The organism is Paenibacillus sp. FSL R7-0048, from assembly GCF_038004505.1.
Classification (GTDB): Bacteria; Bacillota; Bacilli; order Paenibacillales; family Paenibacillaceae; genus Paenibacillus_AQ; species Paenibacillus_AQ odorifer.
The window spans coordinates 1149049-1164763 of the sequence record NZ_JBBORF010000001.1; the positions used below are offsets into that span (position 1 = coordinate 1149049).

Consider the following 15715-nt stretch of genomic DNA (forward strand, 5'->3'; position numbering starts at 1 on the left):
TGTTATAGGTTAAGAATACCAAATCTATTGGAGAAGGTGAAATTGACCATGGATGCTAAAGCATCAGAGAACGAATCAGAACGGCTTTTTTTAGCTGTGAAATTACCTTCTGAGCTGCAAGAAATAGTGGCGCAGGCATGTTCAAAGCTATCTGAAAATTTTGATTTTGCTAAATGGACAAATCCGCAAGATTATCATATTACCCTGCAATTTTTAGGAGATACCCCAAAGGCCAAAATTCCAGATTTAGTGAAATCCTTGAGGCAGACTGCGGGTCAAGGCAGACCCTTCAATCTCTCTTTGGACAAATGGGACACATTTGGTCTTCCAGCTTCCCCAAGAGTCCTGTGGATAGGGGTTTCCGGCGAAATAGAGGCATTAAATCAATTAGCTGCCAGAGTGCATTCAGCGACGTTTCCACTAGGTTTTTCAGGCGAATCCAGGGCCTATAAACCGCATCTTACTGTGGCTCGAAAGTACCGGGGAAAAAATTCATATGATGATAAATTGCTGGAAAATTTACTGAAATTGGATGATGATTGGAACCTAAAAAACTATCAGAGAGACTGGACGATTGATAGTTTTGTGTTGTATGCTACCAGAATGTATGCCATTCCTATGTATGAAATTATTGAAAAGTTTACAGTTTAAAATCGATAATAAAGTTTTCAAAGCTTCCGTTTTCGGTTACATACAATAGGAATGTGCCGTGAAATAGGAGGAATATCATGTTAATTTTTAAACAAAACCGCTATATTGCGTTGCTCGTTGGCGTTATACTAGTGTGTTTCTCTGCCATAAGCTTATTGCAACCCGAACAAGTTGCGGAAGGGAAGATGGACAGGGTGCAGATGGATAAGTTGCAATCCACTAGCCGTGCATCCGTACTTTCTCTTTTGCAAGATGAATCGAAGTCTAGTATAACGAGTAGCATTACGAGGGGCATTACTGAAGTTACACAAGCCAATAAGCTTAATAACACATTCAGTCTTTTAAGTTCCGCTTGGAAACCGGCGAAGGGTGTGGAATGGCTTAGTGTAAAAAAATTAAAACAAAAAAACACAAAAAACACATCGAACGTTTCCATTATTCGGGTGAAGGCTGATGTAGTACAATCCAAGCCAGCTGCGCAAAAAGCGTCGCAATTGGCGGAAACAGCAACAAAGAGTAGTCAGGCGACAGCGAAGACAGTCTCGGCTTCTCAGAAACATCCCCTCACAACATTGTACTTCTCTCGGACAGAGCTATTAAGCCAGGAGCAGCAAAGTAAAGCAACCCGGCGCTACGCTGTATCCGAAGAAGAACTGCTTCTGCTACAAAAAATTGTAATGGCAGAGGCGGAAGGTGAACCGTACAAGGGCAAGGTGGCAGTTGCCAACGTTGTTCTGAATAGGCTGCGGTCAGCCAATTTCCCCGACACGATATATAAGGTTATTTATCAGAAGAGCCAGTTCAGCCCTGTAGCTAACGGGCGTCTTAACCGTGTGAAGCCTAACGATGATAGTATTAAAGCGGTGAATGCTGCACTCTCCGGAGTAAAGGAAGTTCCCGATAATACTTACTTTTTCTTGTCGCTAAAACTTGCACAGGATCTGACCGTACATCATACACAGACTTATGTTAAAACCATTGGCAATCATACTTTTTATAAATAAATTTGGTGGATCTGTGAACCTCAGCGCTATATAGGGTAAACTAAACTATATGAATCTGGAGGTGGAAGATAACCATGAAAATCACTTATTATGGACATTCAGCTCTGCTGGTAGAGACGGAGAACGTGAAGGTTATTATTGACCCTTTTTTGTCAGGCAATCCGAACTCCGGTATTTCACCTGCCAATATTTCAGTTGATGCCGTTCTGCTTACTCACGGCCACTCTGACCATTTTGGAGATGCTGTCGAAATTGCCAAGCAGAATGATTGTCCGATCTTTGCGGTGTTTGAGCTTGCCGAATATTGCCGGATGAAGGGTGCACAAGTAAAGCACATGAATATAGGTGGTAGTCATACCTATGCCGGGATGACTGTGAAATTTACGCAGGCATTTCATTCCTCATCCATTCAGGAGGGCGACTCTTGGATTTATGCTGGACAACCCGCGGGGATTTTGTTGACGATTGAGGGCAAGACGATTTTCCATGCGGGGGATACCGCGCTATTCAGCGATCTGCGCCTCATTGGAGAAAGGAATGCGATTGCCCTGGCAGCTCTGCCTATAGGCGATATGCTAACCATGGGACCAGATGACGCCTTGCTGGCCGCACGCTGGCTGCGGGCGGATAAGGTGATCCCGCTACATTACAATACATTTCCGGATATTGCTCAGGATGGTGCTGATTTCTGCGATCGCCTGCACCAAGAGGGAGTAGAAGGTTTCCCGCTTAAAGCTGGTGAGAGTGTAGAAATTTAAACCAACCCGATTTATATTAAAAAAAGCAGGTAGCCGGGAGAAATTCCCTGACTACCTGCTTATTCTTTAAGGTGTAATACATACAGGTTCTTCATTACGTGCTTGCGCTCTAGAGCCTCTGATTTCAGTTGCCTCGCTTACGGGGTTACCTAACATCTTCAGAACAGTAGTCGCACAGCTTTGCGGTTGATGTTTATCTGGAGCGAGACGTCGTCTGCGTTGCTCTTCCAGAACTGAATATTCACGAAGCATCATAGTGAACCATTTGTTCACTACTTCCGAGTCGAGCACCTCTGCCAGCCCAAGCTCTACGAAATATTGGCAGTTTTTCTCTTCCTGACCTGGAATAGCTTTATAGAAAAGCATCGGAATTCCTTTGGCCTGACCTTCTGTGCAGGTCATCCCTCCAGGCTTCGTGATCAGCAGGTCTGAGGCATCCATCAATTTATTGATTTCACTGCTATATCCCAGAATTTTAACATTGGGATGATTAAGCAGTGGATTGGACTTCATTTTGGCGATTAGCTTCTCATTGCTGCCCATACAGAACACGAGCTGAATATCATCCATTCTGGCGGTGAGGGAATGCATAATCTCTTTGCCGAACATTAACCCCCAGCCTCCACCCATAATGAGTACGGTTGGGATATCAGCCAATCCCAGTTCCTTGCGCAGCAGCGTCTTGTTGGAGCGTTCCCAGAACTTTGGATGCACTGGGATGCCAGTGACGGTTACTAGCTCTGGAGCGATCCCACGGCCTGTCAGAATGGATTTGACGCGTGGGGTAGATACGAGATAACGATTGACCTCGGAATTTACCCAGCTCCCATGTGCATCATAATCTGTAATTAATGTATACAGAGGCACATTTAATCCACGACGCTTTAGTCTGGAAATGACCGCAGCCGGAATGGGATGAGTGCAGATAATCAAATCAGGCTTTAGCTGTTCGATCACCTGTGAAGCATGTGTATAAAAAATCCGGTGAAGCGCCATTTTAGTCAACGGGTTCAATGATTTATGATATTGTGTCTTATACATCATGCCGACCAGCTTAGGCTGGCTGCTAACTGTTTTGCGGTAAGCGGAAAGAATCCAAGGGGCGACCGTCGGGTTAAGAAATTTCCCCAGCTCGATGACTCGGCACTGGACATCCGGATTCAGCAGCTTTATTCCTTCGGCCAGAGCATAGGCTGCTCCTGTGTGGCCCGTACCGAAGCCTTCCGAAAACAGCAGTACTCTTTTCTTTCGCATAAGTTCACCTGCTACTTTCCTTTTCTATAGAAATGCTTTCCTTCTTCTAATTATACTAGGAAATCTATACTATACTCACATTATACAAGTAAGACGTAAATAGAAAGTTAAAACCCTGCAATAAATAAAAAAATAAAAGGTTCGCCCAAAGTATTGCAAACTAGAAAACAACATGATAAAGTAGTGAATGACCAATTGACCGGATTAGTAAAGTGGTCAGAAGTCAGCGGGAACGATATTTTCTGGAGAAAGGAAGTGTGCACAGGTGGCAGTGGTGGATCGAAGACAGCAGGTGCTTCAGGCCGCAGCGAAATCTTTTTCATTATTTGGCTATAAGGCAACTACAATGGATCAGGTTGCTAAGATTGCAAATGTCGGTAAGGGAACCATCTACACCTTTTTTACAAACAAAGAGCAATTGTTTGACGAGATCCTGCGCGATATGATGATGGAAATGAAGACGATAGCTGAACGGGAGATCAGGCGAGACAGACCTTTCTTTGATAACTTGCATCGTGTGCTGGATGCTCTGCTTGAGTTTCGAAGTGAGCAGGAGCTATTCATAAAACTTTCCCAGGAGAATCGCGAATTCGGTACGCCGCAGGCTGGAGAAGGACTCGAGAAGATCGAGAACGTAGTTTTAGAATATTTAGAACGGGAGGTGCAACAAGCGCTCCAACAGGGAGAAATCAAACCTTGCGATCCCAAAATCGTCTCGGTAGTCATGTTCAGATTATATATTGTATTGACTGCTGAACTGAATAAAACACATACTCCCTTGGACAAGGAACAGATCAAGATGTATTTTCATTTGTTTCTCGCCGAAGGATTGGCACAGTAAGGGTTGATTCAGGATAGGGATGGCGTTCTCAGCATCACTCGATTCGCTTTCCCTTAACAATTCTCAAGATGATTAGGCATTGAAGAAGAGCCGCAAGGCATTTTTTTATACCCTGAATTGACCGAATGGGGAAAACAGTCACTTAGTGTTACGTAATATTTCGCAAACAAAGCATTTTAAAGAGAGCATAAGCTCATAAGGAGAGAACCAGAATGAAATCATTATCCGTATTTACCAAGGATCTTGGCGCAGCCCTTAGAAATCCGAAGGTGCTGATTCCAATGATTGCTATCCTATTTATTCCGGTGATGTACAGCGGATTCTTCCTGAAGGCATTCTGGGATCCGTATGGCAAGATGAATGAACTTCCGGTTGCTGTGGTCAACCAGGATGTCGGCGCTAATTATGAAGGCAAGCAACTACAAGCCGGTAATGATCTTATAGAAGAGTTGAAGGTAACCGACGGCTTCCAGTGGAACTTCGTTTCCCTTGAAGAAGCGGAAGCAGGAATGAAGGACAATACTTATTATATGTCGATCATTGTTCCGGAAGACTTTTCTGCCAAAGCTACTACTCTTATGGATGATGAACCACAGCCGGCAAAAATTATTTATGAGCCAAATGAAGGTTATAACTTCTTGGCTGGTCAGATCGGTGGTACGGCTGTAGCAGAAATTAAAAATAAAGTATCTGCTAAAGTAACAGAAGCTTATGTGGAGTCTGTATTCAATCAGATTACAGAAGTATCTGATGGATTGGGCGAAGCCGGAGATGGTGCTTCCAAGATCGCTGATGGCGCTGGTAAGCTAGATGACGGAGCCTTGAAGCTGAAAGATAATCTACTTGTACTGACAGATGGTACAGGTAAACTTCAAAATGGTGTAGAACCCCTTACACAAGGCGTGACTGATTTGAATGCAGGTGCTACGGCGCTTAAAACAGGATCAACCACGTTGGCAAGCGGATTGCAACAATTGTCTACTGCACATACGCAACTTCAAGACGGTGTTGCCCAAAGTTCTGCCGGCAGTAAACAGCTTAGTGACGGCTTGAAACAAGCTGTAACAGGTGCTACACAGCTTCAGGCGGGAACACAGTCTGCTGTGGATGGTACTTCTAAACTACAAGCAGGAACACAATCTTTAGTTGATGGCAGCGCGAAGCTGGAAGCGGGCTTAACTTCTTCCGTAGATGGCAGCGCGAAACTGGAAGCGGGTTTGCAAGCTTCCGCCGCAGGCAGCACGAAGGTAACTGAGGGTGCTAAAGCGGTAGCTCAAGGATTGGAGCAATTGGCACAGGCTAGTCCTGAGCTGGCACAAAATCCAGCGGTACAGAAGCTGCTGGCAGCTAGTGCAGCCGTGGCACAAGGCAGTGAGCAACTGCAACAAAGCCAAGAGCAGCTGGCACAGGGTGCTACTGCACTCCACAGTGGGCAAGAGCAACTGGCACAAGGTGCAACTCAACTGCACTCGGGGTCACAGCAGTTAGCTGCTGGTGTAACTCAGTTGCATGATGGAGCTAAGCAATTAAATGCTGGTAGCACACAGCTGTTGACAGGACAACAAAAACTGGCACAAGGCGCATCTGCACTTGTAGCTGGTGGCGATAAGCTGAATGCAGGAATGCAACAATTTGGTGCGAAGCTTAAAGAAGCTGCAGCTGGAGGCAGCAAGCTGGCTGAAGGCGGTAAAGCACTTGGTGATGGTACCTCAAAACTACTTAGCGGTGTAGGCGAACTAGGTTCCGGTATCAGTGCGGTAGCAGATGGTTCGAAAAAACTGGCTGATGGCGCAGGCGAGCTGAAAGATGGTATGGATGATCTGAAATCTGGATCAACAGAACTGGCAACTAAGCTTGGCGATGCTGCTGAAAAAACAGGCAGCGTGAACAAAACAGATGCAATGATGGAAATGTTCGCACAACCAGTTGTGGTTGAGGATAAAGTTGTGAATCATGTTCCGAACTATGGTACAGGTTTTGCTCCTTACTTCCTATCCCTTGGATTGTTTGTAGGTGCTTTGATTTCAACAATTGTTATTCCAATGCGTGATTCGGCTGTCCTTGGTGCTAGCCGTATGAACCGTTTCATCAGCCGTACGCTTACCTTCACAATCATGAGCTTCATCCAGTCTATGCTGGCTGCTGTGGTTGTATTGTACGGACTTGGACTGGAAGTACAAAGTAAACCGCTATTCTTCGTATTTACATTCTTAACAAGCTTAGTTTACACATGGGTAGTTCAAGCGATTGTTACTTGGATGGATCAACCGGGACGTTTCGTTGTTATCGTTATTCTGATTTTCCAATTAACAACTAGTGCCGGAACATTCCCACTTGAATTGATCCCTGACTGGATGAAATTCTTTAATCCACTGCTTCCAATGACTTACACAGTTAGTGGTCTCAAAGCAGTAATTTCTACAGGTGATTTCAGTGCAATGTGGGGAGATGTAGGTATCCTGGCAATCTTTGGTCTTGGATTCCTTGCTCTTACCTTCGCTTACTTCATGACACGTAGCCGTGAGAATGAAGTTGGAGTGAATAGTGAACAAGTTTTGACTGTATAAACTGATAAATTTTTTGAAAAAAAAGTATAAAAAAGCGTCTCCTCTGGGAGACGCTTTTTTTGATTTAAAATCATAAAAACCCTTTTTCTTGCAAACATATTAGAAGGAGTGAAAAATCTTGTAACGCTTTCATTGCATATGCACTTATGCGTTATTTATGTATAATTATGCAACATGAAGTTTTTTTAAACTTTTACTCGCTAAAGCTGTGATGCAAAAACAATTGTTAATCAGCATCATAAAAAAGTTTAAATTGCGCTGATGATACCTCGGTGATAAAATAATAGCACTAATCTGGATTGAATAATTATTAAGATTTTCATGTGAAAAATTTTCCTAACACATTGCATACTTTATAATAGAAAGGTTGCGTTCGATGAAACACACTGAACTGCCCGTAAAACAGGGCCTGTATGATCCCCAGTTCGAAAAAGATGCTTGCGGCATGGGATTTGTAGCTCATATTAAAGGCACACCGTCTCACAATATCGTAAGTAATGCTTTGACAATGCTCTTTAATATGGAGCATCGGGGAGGCCAAGGTAGCGAACCCAACTCTGGTGACGGAGCAGGTATCATGCTTCAAATTCCGCACCGTTTCTTTGCAAGCGAAGCTCAGAAGCTAGGCTTTGCTTTGCCGGAACAAGGCCATTATGGCGTGGGCATGATCTTTTTATCTCATAACGAAGAAGTTCGGGCGCAGCATGAAGCTCTCTTAAGCAATATTATTGCTGAAGAAGGTCAAATAGTACTCGGCTATCGTGATGTGCCTACCTATGATGAAATGCTTGGCAAGACAGCGAAAGCTGCTAAGCCTTTTGTGCGTCAAGTATTTATCGGCCGCTCGGCTTCGGTCACGAATGAGTTGTCTTTTGAACGTAAGCTTTATGTAATCCGCAAACGTGCAGAGCTTGCCATTCGTTACGGTGGTGCAGAAGAGGATGAATCCTTCTATATTCCAAGCTTGTCGTGCCGTAAGATTGTATACAAAGGCATGCTGACTACAGAACAAGTCGGACAATTCTACCTGGATTTGCAGAACGAAGAGCTGGAATCAGCGATCGCGTTAGTTCACTCCCGTTTCAGCACGAACACCTTCCCAAGCTGGGAACGTGCGCATCCCTACCGCTTTATGATCCACAACGGTGAGATCAACACCTTGCGTGGTAATGTGAACTGGATGCATGCGCGCCAGTCATTGTTTAAGAGCGAAGTGTTTGGTGAAGATCTGAACAAGATCAAGCCTGTTATTAACCCGGATGGATCGGACACTGCAATGTTCGATAACACCTTTGAGTTTCTCTATTTGAGCGGACGCTCCCTGCCACAGGTAGCCATGATGATGGTTCCTGAACCATGGAGCAATCATGATAGTATGGATGCTGATAAAAAAGCATTTTATGAATACCACAGTACTCTAATGGAGCCGTGGGACGGGCCTGCTGCAATGGGCTTTACCGATGGTATACAAATCGGCGCTATTCTGGACCGTAATGGCCTGCGTCCTGCTCGTTATTATGTAACGAAAGACGATATGATTATTTTATCCTCAGAAGCCGGTGTACTGGACATTCCAGCAGAGGACATCTTATATAAAGACCGCCTGAAACCTGGACGCATGCTGCTCGTGGATACGAAGGAAGGCCGCATTATCTCCGATGAGGAAGTTAAATCGGCTATCGCCTCTGAGAAGCCTTATCGCCAGTGGCTGGATGAGCATTTGATCAGTCTTGATGAGCTTCCGGATGCACCTGAACTGCCAAATCCTAAGCATGACAATGTACAACAGCTACAGCAGGCTTTCGGCTATACTTTTGAAGACTTGCGCAAGGTGCTTGAGCCAATGGCATCTACTGGTGCTGAAGCTGTCGGTTCCATGGGTTATGATGCTCCGCTCGCCGTATTTTCGGACCGCCCGCAACGTCTCTATAACTATTTCAAACAAATGTTTGCTCAGGTAACGAATCCACCCATCGATGCCATTCGTGAAGAGCTGGTTACATCCACAACGACTACGATTGGACCAGAGCGTAATTTGCTTAAACCGGAACCGGAAAGCTGCCGCCAGATCTCGCTGCAAACGCCAATTCTTTCGAACGAAGATTTTGCTAAGATTCGCCATGTTCGCCGTGCAGGCTTCAAATCGATGTCTATTCCAATTCTTTTCCCGGCTGAGCTTGGGGCAGAAGGATTACGCATCGCGCTTGAGCGCATGAACGAGGCTGCTGACCGTGTTATGGCAAAAGGGCATAACATTCTGATTCTGACTGACCGCGGTGTGGACAGTGAGAATGCTGCGATTCCAGCTCTGCTTGCGGTATCGAGTCTGCATCACCATTTGATCCGCCAAGGAACACGGACGAAGGTTAGTATTTTGCTGGAATCCGGTGAACCACGTGAAGTCCATCATTATGCGCTGCTGCTCGGTTATGGTGTGAGTGCAGTAAACCCTTATCTGGCTTTTGAAAGCTTGGATGACATGATCGGCCAAGGCTTATTGCGGGGAATCTCGCATGAAAAAGCAGTGAAGAACTATATTAAAGCTGCGACTAAGAGCGTAGTTAAGATTCTTTCCAAAATGGGAATTTCGACGATTCAATCTTACCGCGGTGCGCAGATTTTTGAAGCTGTCGGTCTGAACTCTGAGTTCGTGGATCGTTACTTTACTTGGACACCTTCCCGCATTGGGGGGATTGGCCTGGAGGAAGTGGCAACTGAGGCGCTTATCCATCATAACCGTGCTTTTACAGAAAAAGACGGAAATGATAAGGTGCTTGACTCCGGTGGCGATTATCAATGGCGTAATGATGGGGAAGAGCATCTATTCAATCCACAGACGATTCATCTGCTTCAGCACTCTGTGCGTAGCGGGAATTATGATATGTACAAGAAATATGCTGCCCTTGTTCAAGGAGAAAGCGAGAAGCAATTGACGCTTCGTTCCTTGTTGCAATTCAAGTCAGCCTATGAACCGATTCCACTGGAAGAAGTAGAATCTGCATCGTCCATTATGAAACGGTTTAAGACGGGTGCAATGTCCTTTGGTTCCATTAGTAAGGAAGCACATGAGACACTGGCCATTGCGATGAACCGTATCGGTGGTAAGAGTAATACGGGGGAAGGCGGCGAAGATCCAGCCCGCTATATTCCGGATAGCAATGGTGATTCACGTCGCAGTGCGATTAAACAAGTAGCTTCTGGACGTTTTGGTGTTACCTCGAACTACCTAGTTAACGCTGATGAGATCCAGATTAAAATGGCTCAGGGTGCTAAACCAGGGGAAGGTGGACAGCTTCCGGGACGTAAAGTTTATCCTTGGGTCGCTGAAGTACGTGGCTCAACAGCAGGTGTCGGTCTGATCTCACCTCCACCGCATCATGATATTTACTCTATCGAGGATTTGGCAGAGCTGATCTATGATCTGAAAAATGCAAATCCACGTGCAAACATTAATGTTAAGCTCGTATCGGAAGTTGGAGTGGGTACGATTGCTGCGGGTGTAGCCAAAGGGCGCGCTGATATTATCTTGGTTAGTGGCTATGATGGAGGTACAGGGGCATCGCCGATGAACTCCATTCGTCATGCGGGTCTTCCGTGGGAGCTTGGCTTGGCTGAAACCCATCAGACATTGATGCTCAACAATCTGCGTGACCGTGTAGTTCTGGAAACAGATGGTAAAATGCTAAGCGGCCGCGATTTGGCTGTAGCTGTATTGCTTGGGGCCGAAGAGTATGGTTTTGCCACTGCTCCGCTAGTATCTGTTGGCTGTATAATGATGCGTGTCTGCCAAATGGATACTTGTCCGGTTGGTGTAGCTACACAGAATCCGGATCTTCGTAAGAATTTTACCGGTGATCCGCAGCATGTAGTTAACTTTATGACCTTCGTGGCACAGGATCTACGTGAAATTATGGCAAGTCTCGGCTTCCGTACAATTGAAGAGATGGTAGGCCGTACCGATTGTCTAGACGCAACTCAGGCGTCGAAGCATTGGAAGAAGAAAGGCATAGATTTGAGCAGCCTGCTGCATACACCGGAATTACCGGAAGGAAGCACACGCTTCCGCAGTAAATACCAGAATCATGGTCTGGAAGAGACACTGGATGTTTCGCAGCTGCTCGACCTGGCAGCACCTGCACTGGAATCAGGTACGGCTGTTGAGGCATCACTGCCAATCACGAACGTTAATCGTGCCGTCGGAACTATCCTTGGCAGCGAGCTGACCCGCAAGTATGGGGCCGCAGGTTTGCCGGATGATACGATTCGGCTTCATTTCACCGGTTCTGCTGGTCAAAGCTTGGGTGCATTCGTGCCTAAGGGAATCACGCTTACGGTGGAAGGAGATTCCAATGACTATGTAGGTAAAGGATTGTCGGGTGGTAAGATTATTATCAAGCCATCTCCGAAAGCTACCTTTGCTGCTGAGGACAATATCATTATCGGAAATACTGCATTCTACGGTGCAACAGGTGGAGAAGCTTATATTAACGGTATCGCTGGTGAACGTTTTGCCGTCCGTAACTCCGGAGCGAAGGTTGTTGTAGAAGGCGTGGGTGACCATGGCTGTGAATACATGACTGGAGGCCGAGTGGTTGTCCTTGGTGAAACTGGCCGTAACTTTGCGGCAGGGATGTCAGGCGGTATCGCTTATGTCTACGACCCAGATAGAACCTTCATCGGCCGCTGCAATCTCGAAATGGTACTGCTCGAGAGAGTGGAAGAGTCTGAGGAGATCGAAGAGCTGCGTGAGCTGATTATCCGCCATACCGAGCTTACAGGTAGTGCGGCTGGCGCACGAGTACTGAATCAGTGGGCAGATAGCTTGCCGAACTTCGTTCGTGTCATTCCGAAGGATTACAAACGGATGATGGAGCAAATTCGCAAGGTAGAACAAACCGGATTGACCGGAGAAGCTGCGTTGATGGCTGCATTTGAAGCAAATATGCGCGAGCTTGCCCGTGTTGGCGGTTAAACTGTTGTTCTTGAATGAAATAGGAACTAAATGAATAAGGGGACCTGACTCTTCCTAATACCGGAGAAGTCAGGTTCCTTTTTTAGCTGGCAGACTCTTATCCTCTAGTGATTTTCGAAAAAAAGGGTATATGTGGTAAACTAGGTTATAGATGAAAGGAAGTGAGACTATGTCGAATACAGAAATATTGATGGAGCCTGTTGCCCGCCTGCAGGGAGTCACCAAAAAAATCGGCTCGAAAACGCTGGTGAGCGATTTAACGCTGGACATCCCGCCTGGACAAATCTTCGGTTTTTTGGGACCCAACGGAGCAGGTAAGACTACTACAATACGGATGATGGTAGGGTTGATTTCCATTAGTCGTGGAGACATCTTGATCTGTGGCCGTAGTATTAAAAACCATTTTGAAGAGGCTATCGCAAATATAGGGGCCATTGTAGAAAATCCAGAGATGTACAAGTTCCTCACCGGTTATCAGAATCTGCGCCAATATGCACGGATGGTGCCAGGGGTAACAAAGCAACGGATAGATGAGGTTGTCGAGCTAGTCGGACTAGGTCAAAGAATTCATGACAAAGTTAAGACCTATTCGCTAGGTATGCGTCAGAGGCTGGGAGTGGCTCAAGCACTGCTGCACAGACCCAAGCTGCTGATTCTAGATGAGCCAACCAACGGGCTGGACCCACAAGGGATACGCGAGCTCCGAGACTATTTACGCCGTTTATGTCAGGAAGAAGGAACAACTGTATTCGTCTCCAGTCATTTACTTTCCGAGATGGAGCTCATGTGTGACAGCGTTGCGATTATCCAAAATGGACGACTGGTGGATGTGAAGCAGCTGAAAGGGGTAGGCAATACTGTAATGCCTCTGGGAGAAACCTTGTTCGAGGTTGATAATGCTGAGGCTGCGTTAGCCCTCATTGGACGTGGAGTATTTAAGAGTGGGGGACTTGTGCTTGAGGCAGAGCGTGAGGAGATTGCAGAATTAAATGCCAAGCTAGTGGCAGGTGGGATTAAGGTGTATAACATCAGAACCCTTGCCCGTACGCTGGAGGATCAATTCTTAGAGGTTACAGGAGGTGAAGGAATTGGGTGAGTTTACAGCTCTCATACATAATGAGAATATCAAAATATACAGCCGTGTCCGCACATGGATTATGCTGCTTATTCTTGCAGTGATGAGCGTGCTGCTTCCTGCGCTTATTTATTTCACAAGCGAAGGCGATTCATCGCTTATGGGGCTTTGGGACAACTTTCAGATGACGGTGAGTATTGCGTTCTTCTTGAATACAATCTTTACCGTTGTAGTGGCTTCTGACTCCGTAGCGGGCGAATTTACCTGGGGAACCATTAAGCTGCTGCTGATTCGCCCGTGGAGTCGCTCCAAGATCCTGCTCTCGAAATATATTTCCATGGTGTTATTCAGTTTGCTTAGCACCGCAGTATTGATTGCTTTTGGGTTTGGTGCTTCGTTAATCTTCTCCTCATCTTCGGGAGATACGATGTCATCCATTACGGCTTGGAGTCCAGCGGAATATTCCTTCCTAGATCTCCTATGTCGTTACATTGAGCTTTTCCTGACTGCTGCTCTGGCTTTCATGGTATCTAGCGTATTCCGCGCAAGTGGGCTGGCTATTGGATTATCCTTATTTATTATGTTTGCCAAGAGTATTTTTACGGTTATTTTTAGTCCAGAACGGTTTGAATGGGCCCAATACTTGATCTTCACACATATGGATCTAAGAGGTTACCTATTGTCGGATACGGGTCCGGGGGGCTCAACACTTGGCTTCTCCATAGCTGTATTAGCGGTGTACTATATCCTATTCCTGGCCATTTCCTGGATTGTCTTCCGTAAAAGGGACGTTGCTTCATAGAAATAAGTCTAGCCGGCCTCAAGTGTTCCTTGAGCTTTGGAGGAGCGCTTGGCTGCCTTGTCCTTTTTCATATTACTTTTGGGCTCACCTGCTTTTTCAGAGGTGGGCTGTTCTTGCATGGCAATGGAGCCATTCAGGAGGCTGCCTTCCATAATGCTAAGTGCTCCTGCTGAAATATTGCCATGCAATTCTCCGGTTCCGGTCATAATGAGTCTGCGATCTGCCGTAACATCCCCGTATACTTTGCCGGCAATCACGATTTCTTCCGCTTTAATACTGGAGCGCACTGTTCCTTCTTCTCCTACAGTCACGACACCACTGCAAATAATCTCACCGCTAAAGGTACCCTCAATCCGCAGGTTTGTATCACATTGCACCTTACCCTCCAGTGTTCCTCCATGCCCAATTAGGGAATCGGTAGATTTAAAGGGGACACGCTGTTGCCGTTTGTTCCACATTTATAAATTCCTCCTATTTTGAAATTAAATGCAACCCTTTAGGGTTTGACATACGCCAAAGGGTTGACTGTTTTATTCTGCTTCACAACCTGAAAATGAAGATGAGGACCTGTGCTTCGGCCAGTGCTTCCAAGCAAGCCGATTTTCTGCCCTTTGCTAACCTTGTCTCCCGCAGATACGATCATTCCGTTCAAATGCATGTACCAGGTTTCCAATCCATTTGAATGCTTAATCACGATGTATTTTCCGCGTGCGCCCATTTGTTCCGCAGTAATAACCTCGCCATCTAAGGCAGCATATACAGGATCACCGATGTTCCCAGCAATATCGACACCGGAATGGAACGCAGACAAACCTTTGAATGGATCTGAGCGGTAGCCGAAGCTTGAAGAAATGACTTTGGACTCGGTAGGCCAGAGCGGTACAGCGTTAAGTTTAGCCTTTTCTGCACGGGCCTTTTGAGCTTGCAGATTTGCCTGTACGTTATTCTCATGCTCTGCCTGTGTGATCGTCTGTGTGATACTTTCCACCATTTCATCAAGCATCCCGTGAATCTCCTCAAAGTCATCCTTAGTTTCTTCCACCAAGCTCGTAGCGTCGTTCTGATACACCGCGATGTATTCTCCACCAACCTGCGGGGTGAGTGTTTTTGGAAGGGCTGCGGTGATGGCCCCAAAGCGGAAACTTATAGCGGATAGAGAAGTGGAAGATGAGTTCTCTTCTGTACTCTGCTTAAAGGAAGTCTCTTTAGGAACAGGAGAAGAAAGACGGTTCGATAAACCTAATGTTGAATTTGAAGTGGCCGATCCAGCTTTTGATCTTTCTGTTGCGGATTTCTCCGGTTGAGATTCATTCGTGTCTGTAGCGGCAGCAGCACCTTTGCTTTTGTTAATCAATGCTTGCAGCTCCTGTTCCAGTGCATTTACACTCTTCAGCTTGTCTTTAATGTTATCTGCCTCTTCCGAAAGTTCGCTGACCTGGCTACGAAGCTGTGTTAAATCTTTATCCTTGTCGGCGACCTTCATTTCCATGCGGAGATTGGTTAGCGATAGTGCGGCTGCCTCGGCTTCTAGCTGTGAGATGGACTGAGAGGCATGGAAATGCATAGAGGTGACCAGACTGGAGATAGACAGGGCTGCTGCTGCCGGTAAGGCGAACGCTAGCGGTTTGGAGATGTGGAGCTGTTTGACTGGACGTCCGGCATCCCTTACGACAAGCAGCGTAATCCGTTTATGATCTGGCTGACTCTTCATGGCTTCTCCTTTCTGCGGCTTATGGCAGCCGCTTGCGATACCTGAGGCTAACGACTTTTCTTCCATTAGGCTCATCCGAA

The 15715-nt window shown here is 46.1% G+C and carries 11 protein-coding genes; 8 read left to right on the forward strand and 3 right to left on the reverse strand.

Annotated elements, in window-relative coordinates; translation table 11 throughout:
- Positions 1-48: 48 nt before the first annotated feature.
- From thpR to NSQ91_RS04910, 3 genes are all read left to right on the forward strand, one after another.
- Positions 49-651 (forward strand): RNA 2',3'-cyclic phosphodiesterase, encoded by a 603-nt coding sequence (gene thpR / locus NSQ91_RS04900; RefSeq protein WP_076218347.1) that lies wholly within the window; start codon positions 49-51, stop codon positions 649-651.
- Between the two features lie 77 nt (positions 652-728).
- Positions 729-1655, forward strand: a complete 927-nt coding sequence (locus NSQ91_RS04905) for a cell wall hydrolase (protein ID WP_076137184.1) — start codon at positions 729-731, stop codon at positions 1653-1655.
- Between the two features lie 74 nt (positions 1656-1729).
- Positions 1730-2413: a metal-dependent hydrolase gene (locus NSQ91_RS04910; RefSeq protein WP_076129245.1), complete on the forward strand. Its 684-nt coding sequence runs from the start codon at positions 1730-1732 to the stop codon at positions 2411-2413.
- 66 nt (positions 2414-2479) lie between these two features.
- Here the strand turns inward: NSQ91_RS04910 and NSQ91_RS04915 are convergent, their stop codons facing one another.
- Positions 2480-3667 carry an MGDG synthase family glycosyltransferase gene (locus tag NSQ91_RS04915; protein ID WP_076129244.1) on the reverse strand — a complete coding sequence of 396 codons (1188 nt, stop codon included), beginning with the start codon at positions 3665-3667 and terminating at the stop codon, positions 2480-2482.
- 265 nt (positions 3668-3932) lie between these two features.
- Between NSQ91_RS04915 and NSQ91_RS04920 the strand changes: the two genes are divergently transcribed.
- The 5 genes from NSQ91_RS04920 (at position 3933) to NSQ91_RS04940 (ending at position 13924) form a co-directional block, all read left to right on the forward strand.
- Entirely contained in the window at positions 3933-4508 is a 576-nt protein-coding gene (locus NSQ91_RS04920) for a TetR/AcrR family transcriptional regulator (protein WP_076129243.1), read from the forward strand.
- Between the two features lie 212 nt (positions 4509-4720).
- Positions 4721-7075: a YhgE/Pip domain-containing protein gene (locus NSQ91_RS04925; RefSeq protein ID WP_076129242.1), complete on the forward strand. Its 2355-nt coding sequence runs from the start codon at positions 4721-4723 to the stop codon at positions 7073-7075.
- Positions 7076-7451: 376 nt separating this feature from the next.
- The gene (gene gltB / locus NSQ91_RS04930; protein WP_076129241.1) at positions 7452-12047 is read left to right on the forward strand and encodes a glutamate synthase large subunit; all 4596 of its coding nucleotides are present in this window, start codon (positions 7452-7454) and stop codon (positions 12045-12047) included.
- A gap of 169 nt (positions 12048-12216) precedes the next feature.
- Positions 12217-13143: an ABC transporter ATP-binding protein gene (locus tag NSQ91_RS04935; protein WP_232061156.1), complete on the forward strand. Its 927-nt coding sequence runs from the start codon at positions 12217-12219 to the stop codon at positions 13141-13143.
- Positions 13136-13924 (forward strand): ABC transporter permease, encoded by a 789-nt coding sequence (locus tag NSQ91_RS04940; RefSeq protein ID WP_076185050.1) that lies wholly within the window; start codon positions 13136-13138, stop codon positions 13922-13924. The genes NSQ91_RS04935 and NSQ91_RS04940 overlap by 8 nt, the downstream gene beginning before the upstream one ends.
- Before the next feature lie 8 nt (positions 13925-13932).
- Here the strand turns inward: NSQ91_RS04940 and NSQ91_RS04945 are convergent, their stop codons facing one another.
- Together NSQ91_RS04945 and NSQ91_RS04950 are read right to left on the reverse strand one after the other, a co-directional pair.
- The gene (locus NSQ91_RS04945) at positions 13933-14382 is read right to left on the reverse strand and encodes a bactofilin family protein (RefSeq protein WP_038568928.1); all 450 of its coding nucleotides are present in this window, start codon (positions 14380-14382) and stop codon (positions 13933-13935) included.
- A gap of 38 nt (positions 14383-14420) precedes the next feature.
- Positions 14421-15701 (reverse strand): M23 family metallopeptidase, encoded by a 1281-nt coding sequence (locus NSQ91_RS04950; RefSeq protein WP_076308898.1) that lies wholly within the window; start codon positions 15699-15701, stop codon positions 14421-14423.
- Between the last annotated feature and the right edge of the window lie 14 nt (positions 15702-15715).

What these genes read in the sequence shown, in the direction of transcription:
- NSQ91_RS04935 (WP_232061156.1), top strand. Translation starts at nt 12,217, where the DNA reads ATGTCGAATACAGAAATATTGATGGAGCCTGTTGCCCGCCTGCAGGGA.
- gltB (WP_076129241.1), top strand. Translation starts at nt 7,452, where the DNA reads ATGAAACACACTGAACTGCCCGTAAAACAGGGCCTGTATGATCCCCAG.
- NSQ91_RS04945 (WP_038568928.1), bottom strand. Translation starts at nt 14,382, where the DNA reads ATGTGGAACAAACGGCAACAGCGTGTCCCCTTTAAATCTACCGATTCC.
- NSQ91_RS04910 (WP_076129245.1), top strand. Translation starts at nt 1,730, where the DNA reads ATGAAAATCACTTATTATGGACATTCAGCTCTGCTGGTAGAGACGGAG.
- thpR (WP_076218347.1), top strand. Translation starts at nt 49, where the DNA reads ATGGATGCTAAAGCATCAGAGAACGAATCAGAACGGCTTTTTTTAGCT.
- NSQ91_RS04950 (WP_076308898.1), bottom strand. Translation starts at nt 15,701, where the DNA reads ATGGAAGAAAAGTCGTTAGCCTCAGGTATCGCAAGCGGCTGCCATAAG.
- NSQ91_RS04915 (WP_076129244.1), bottom strand. Translation starts at nt 3,667, where the DNA reads ATGCGAAAGAAAAGAGTACTGCTGTTTTCGGAAGGCTTCGGTACGGGC.
- NSQ91_RS04925 (WP_076129242.1), top strand. Translation starts at nt 4,721, where the DNA reads ATGAAATCATTATCCGTATTTACCAAGGATCTTGGCGCAGCCCTTAGA.
- NSQ91_RS04905 (WP_076137184.1), top strand. Translation starts at nt 729, where the DNA reads ATGTTAATTTTTAAACAAAACCGCTATATTGCGTTGCTCGTTGGCGTT.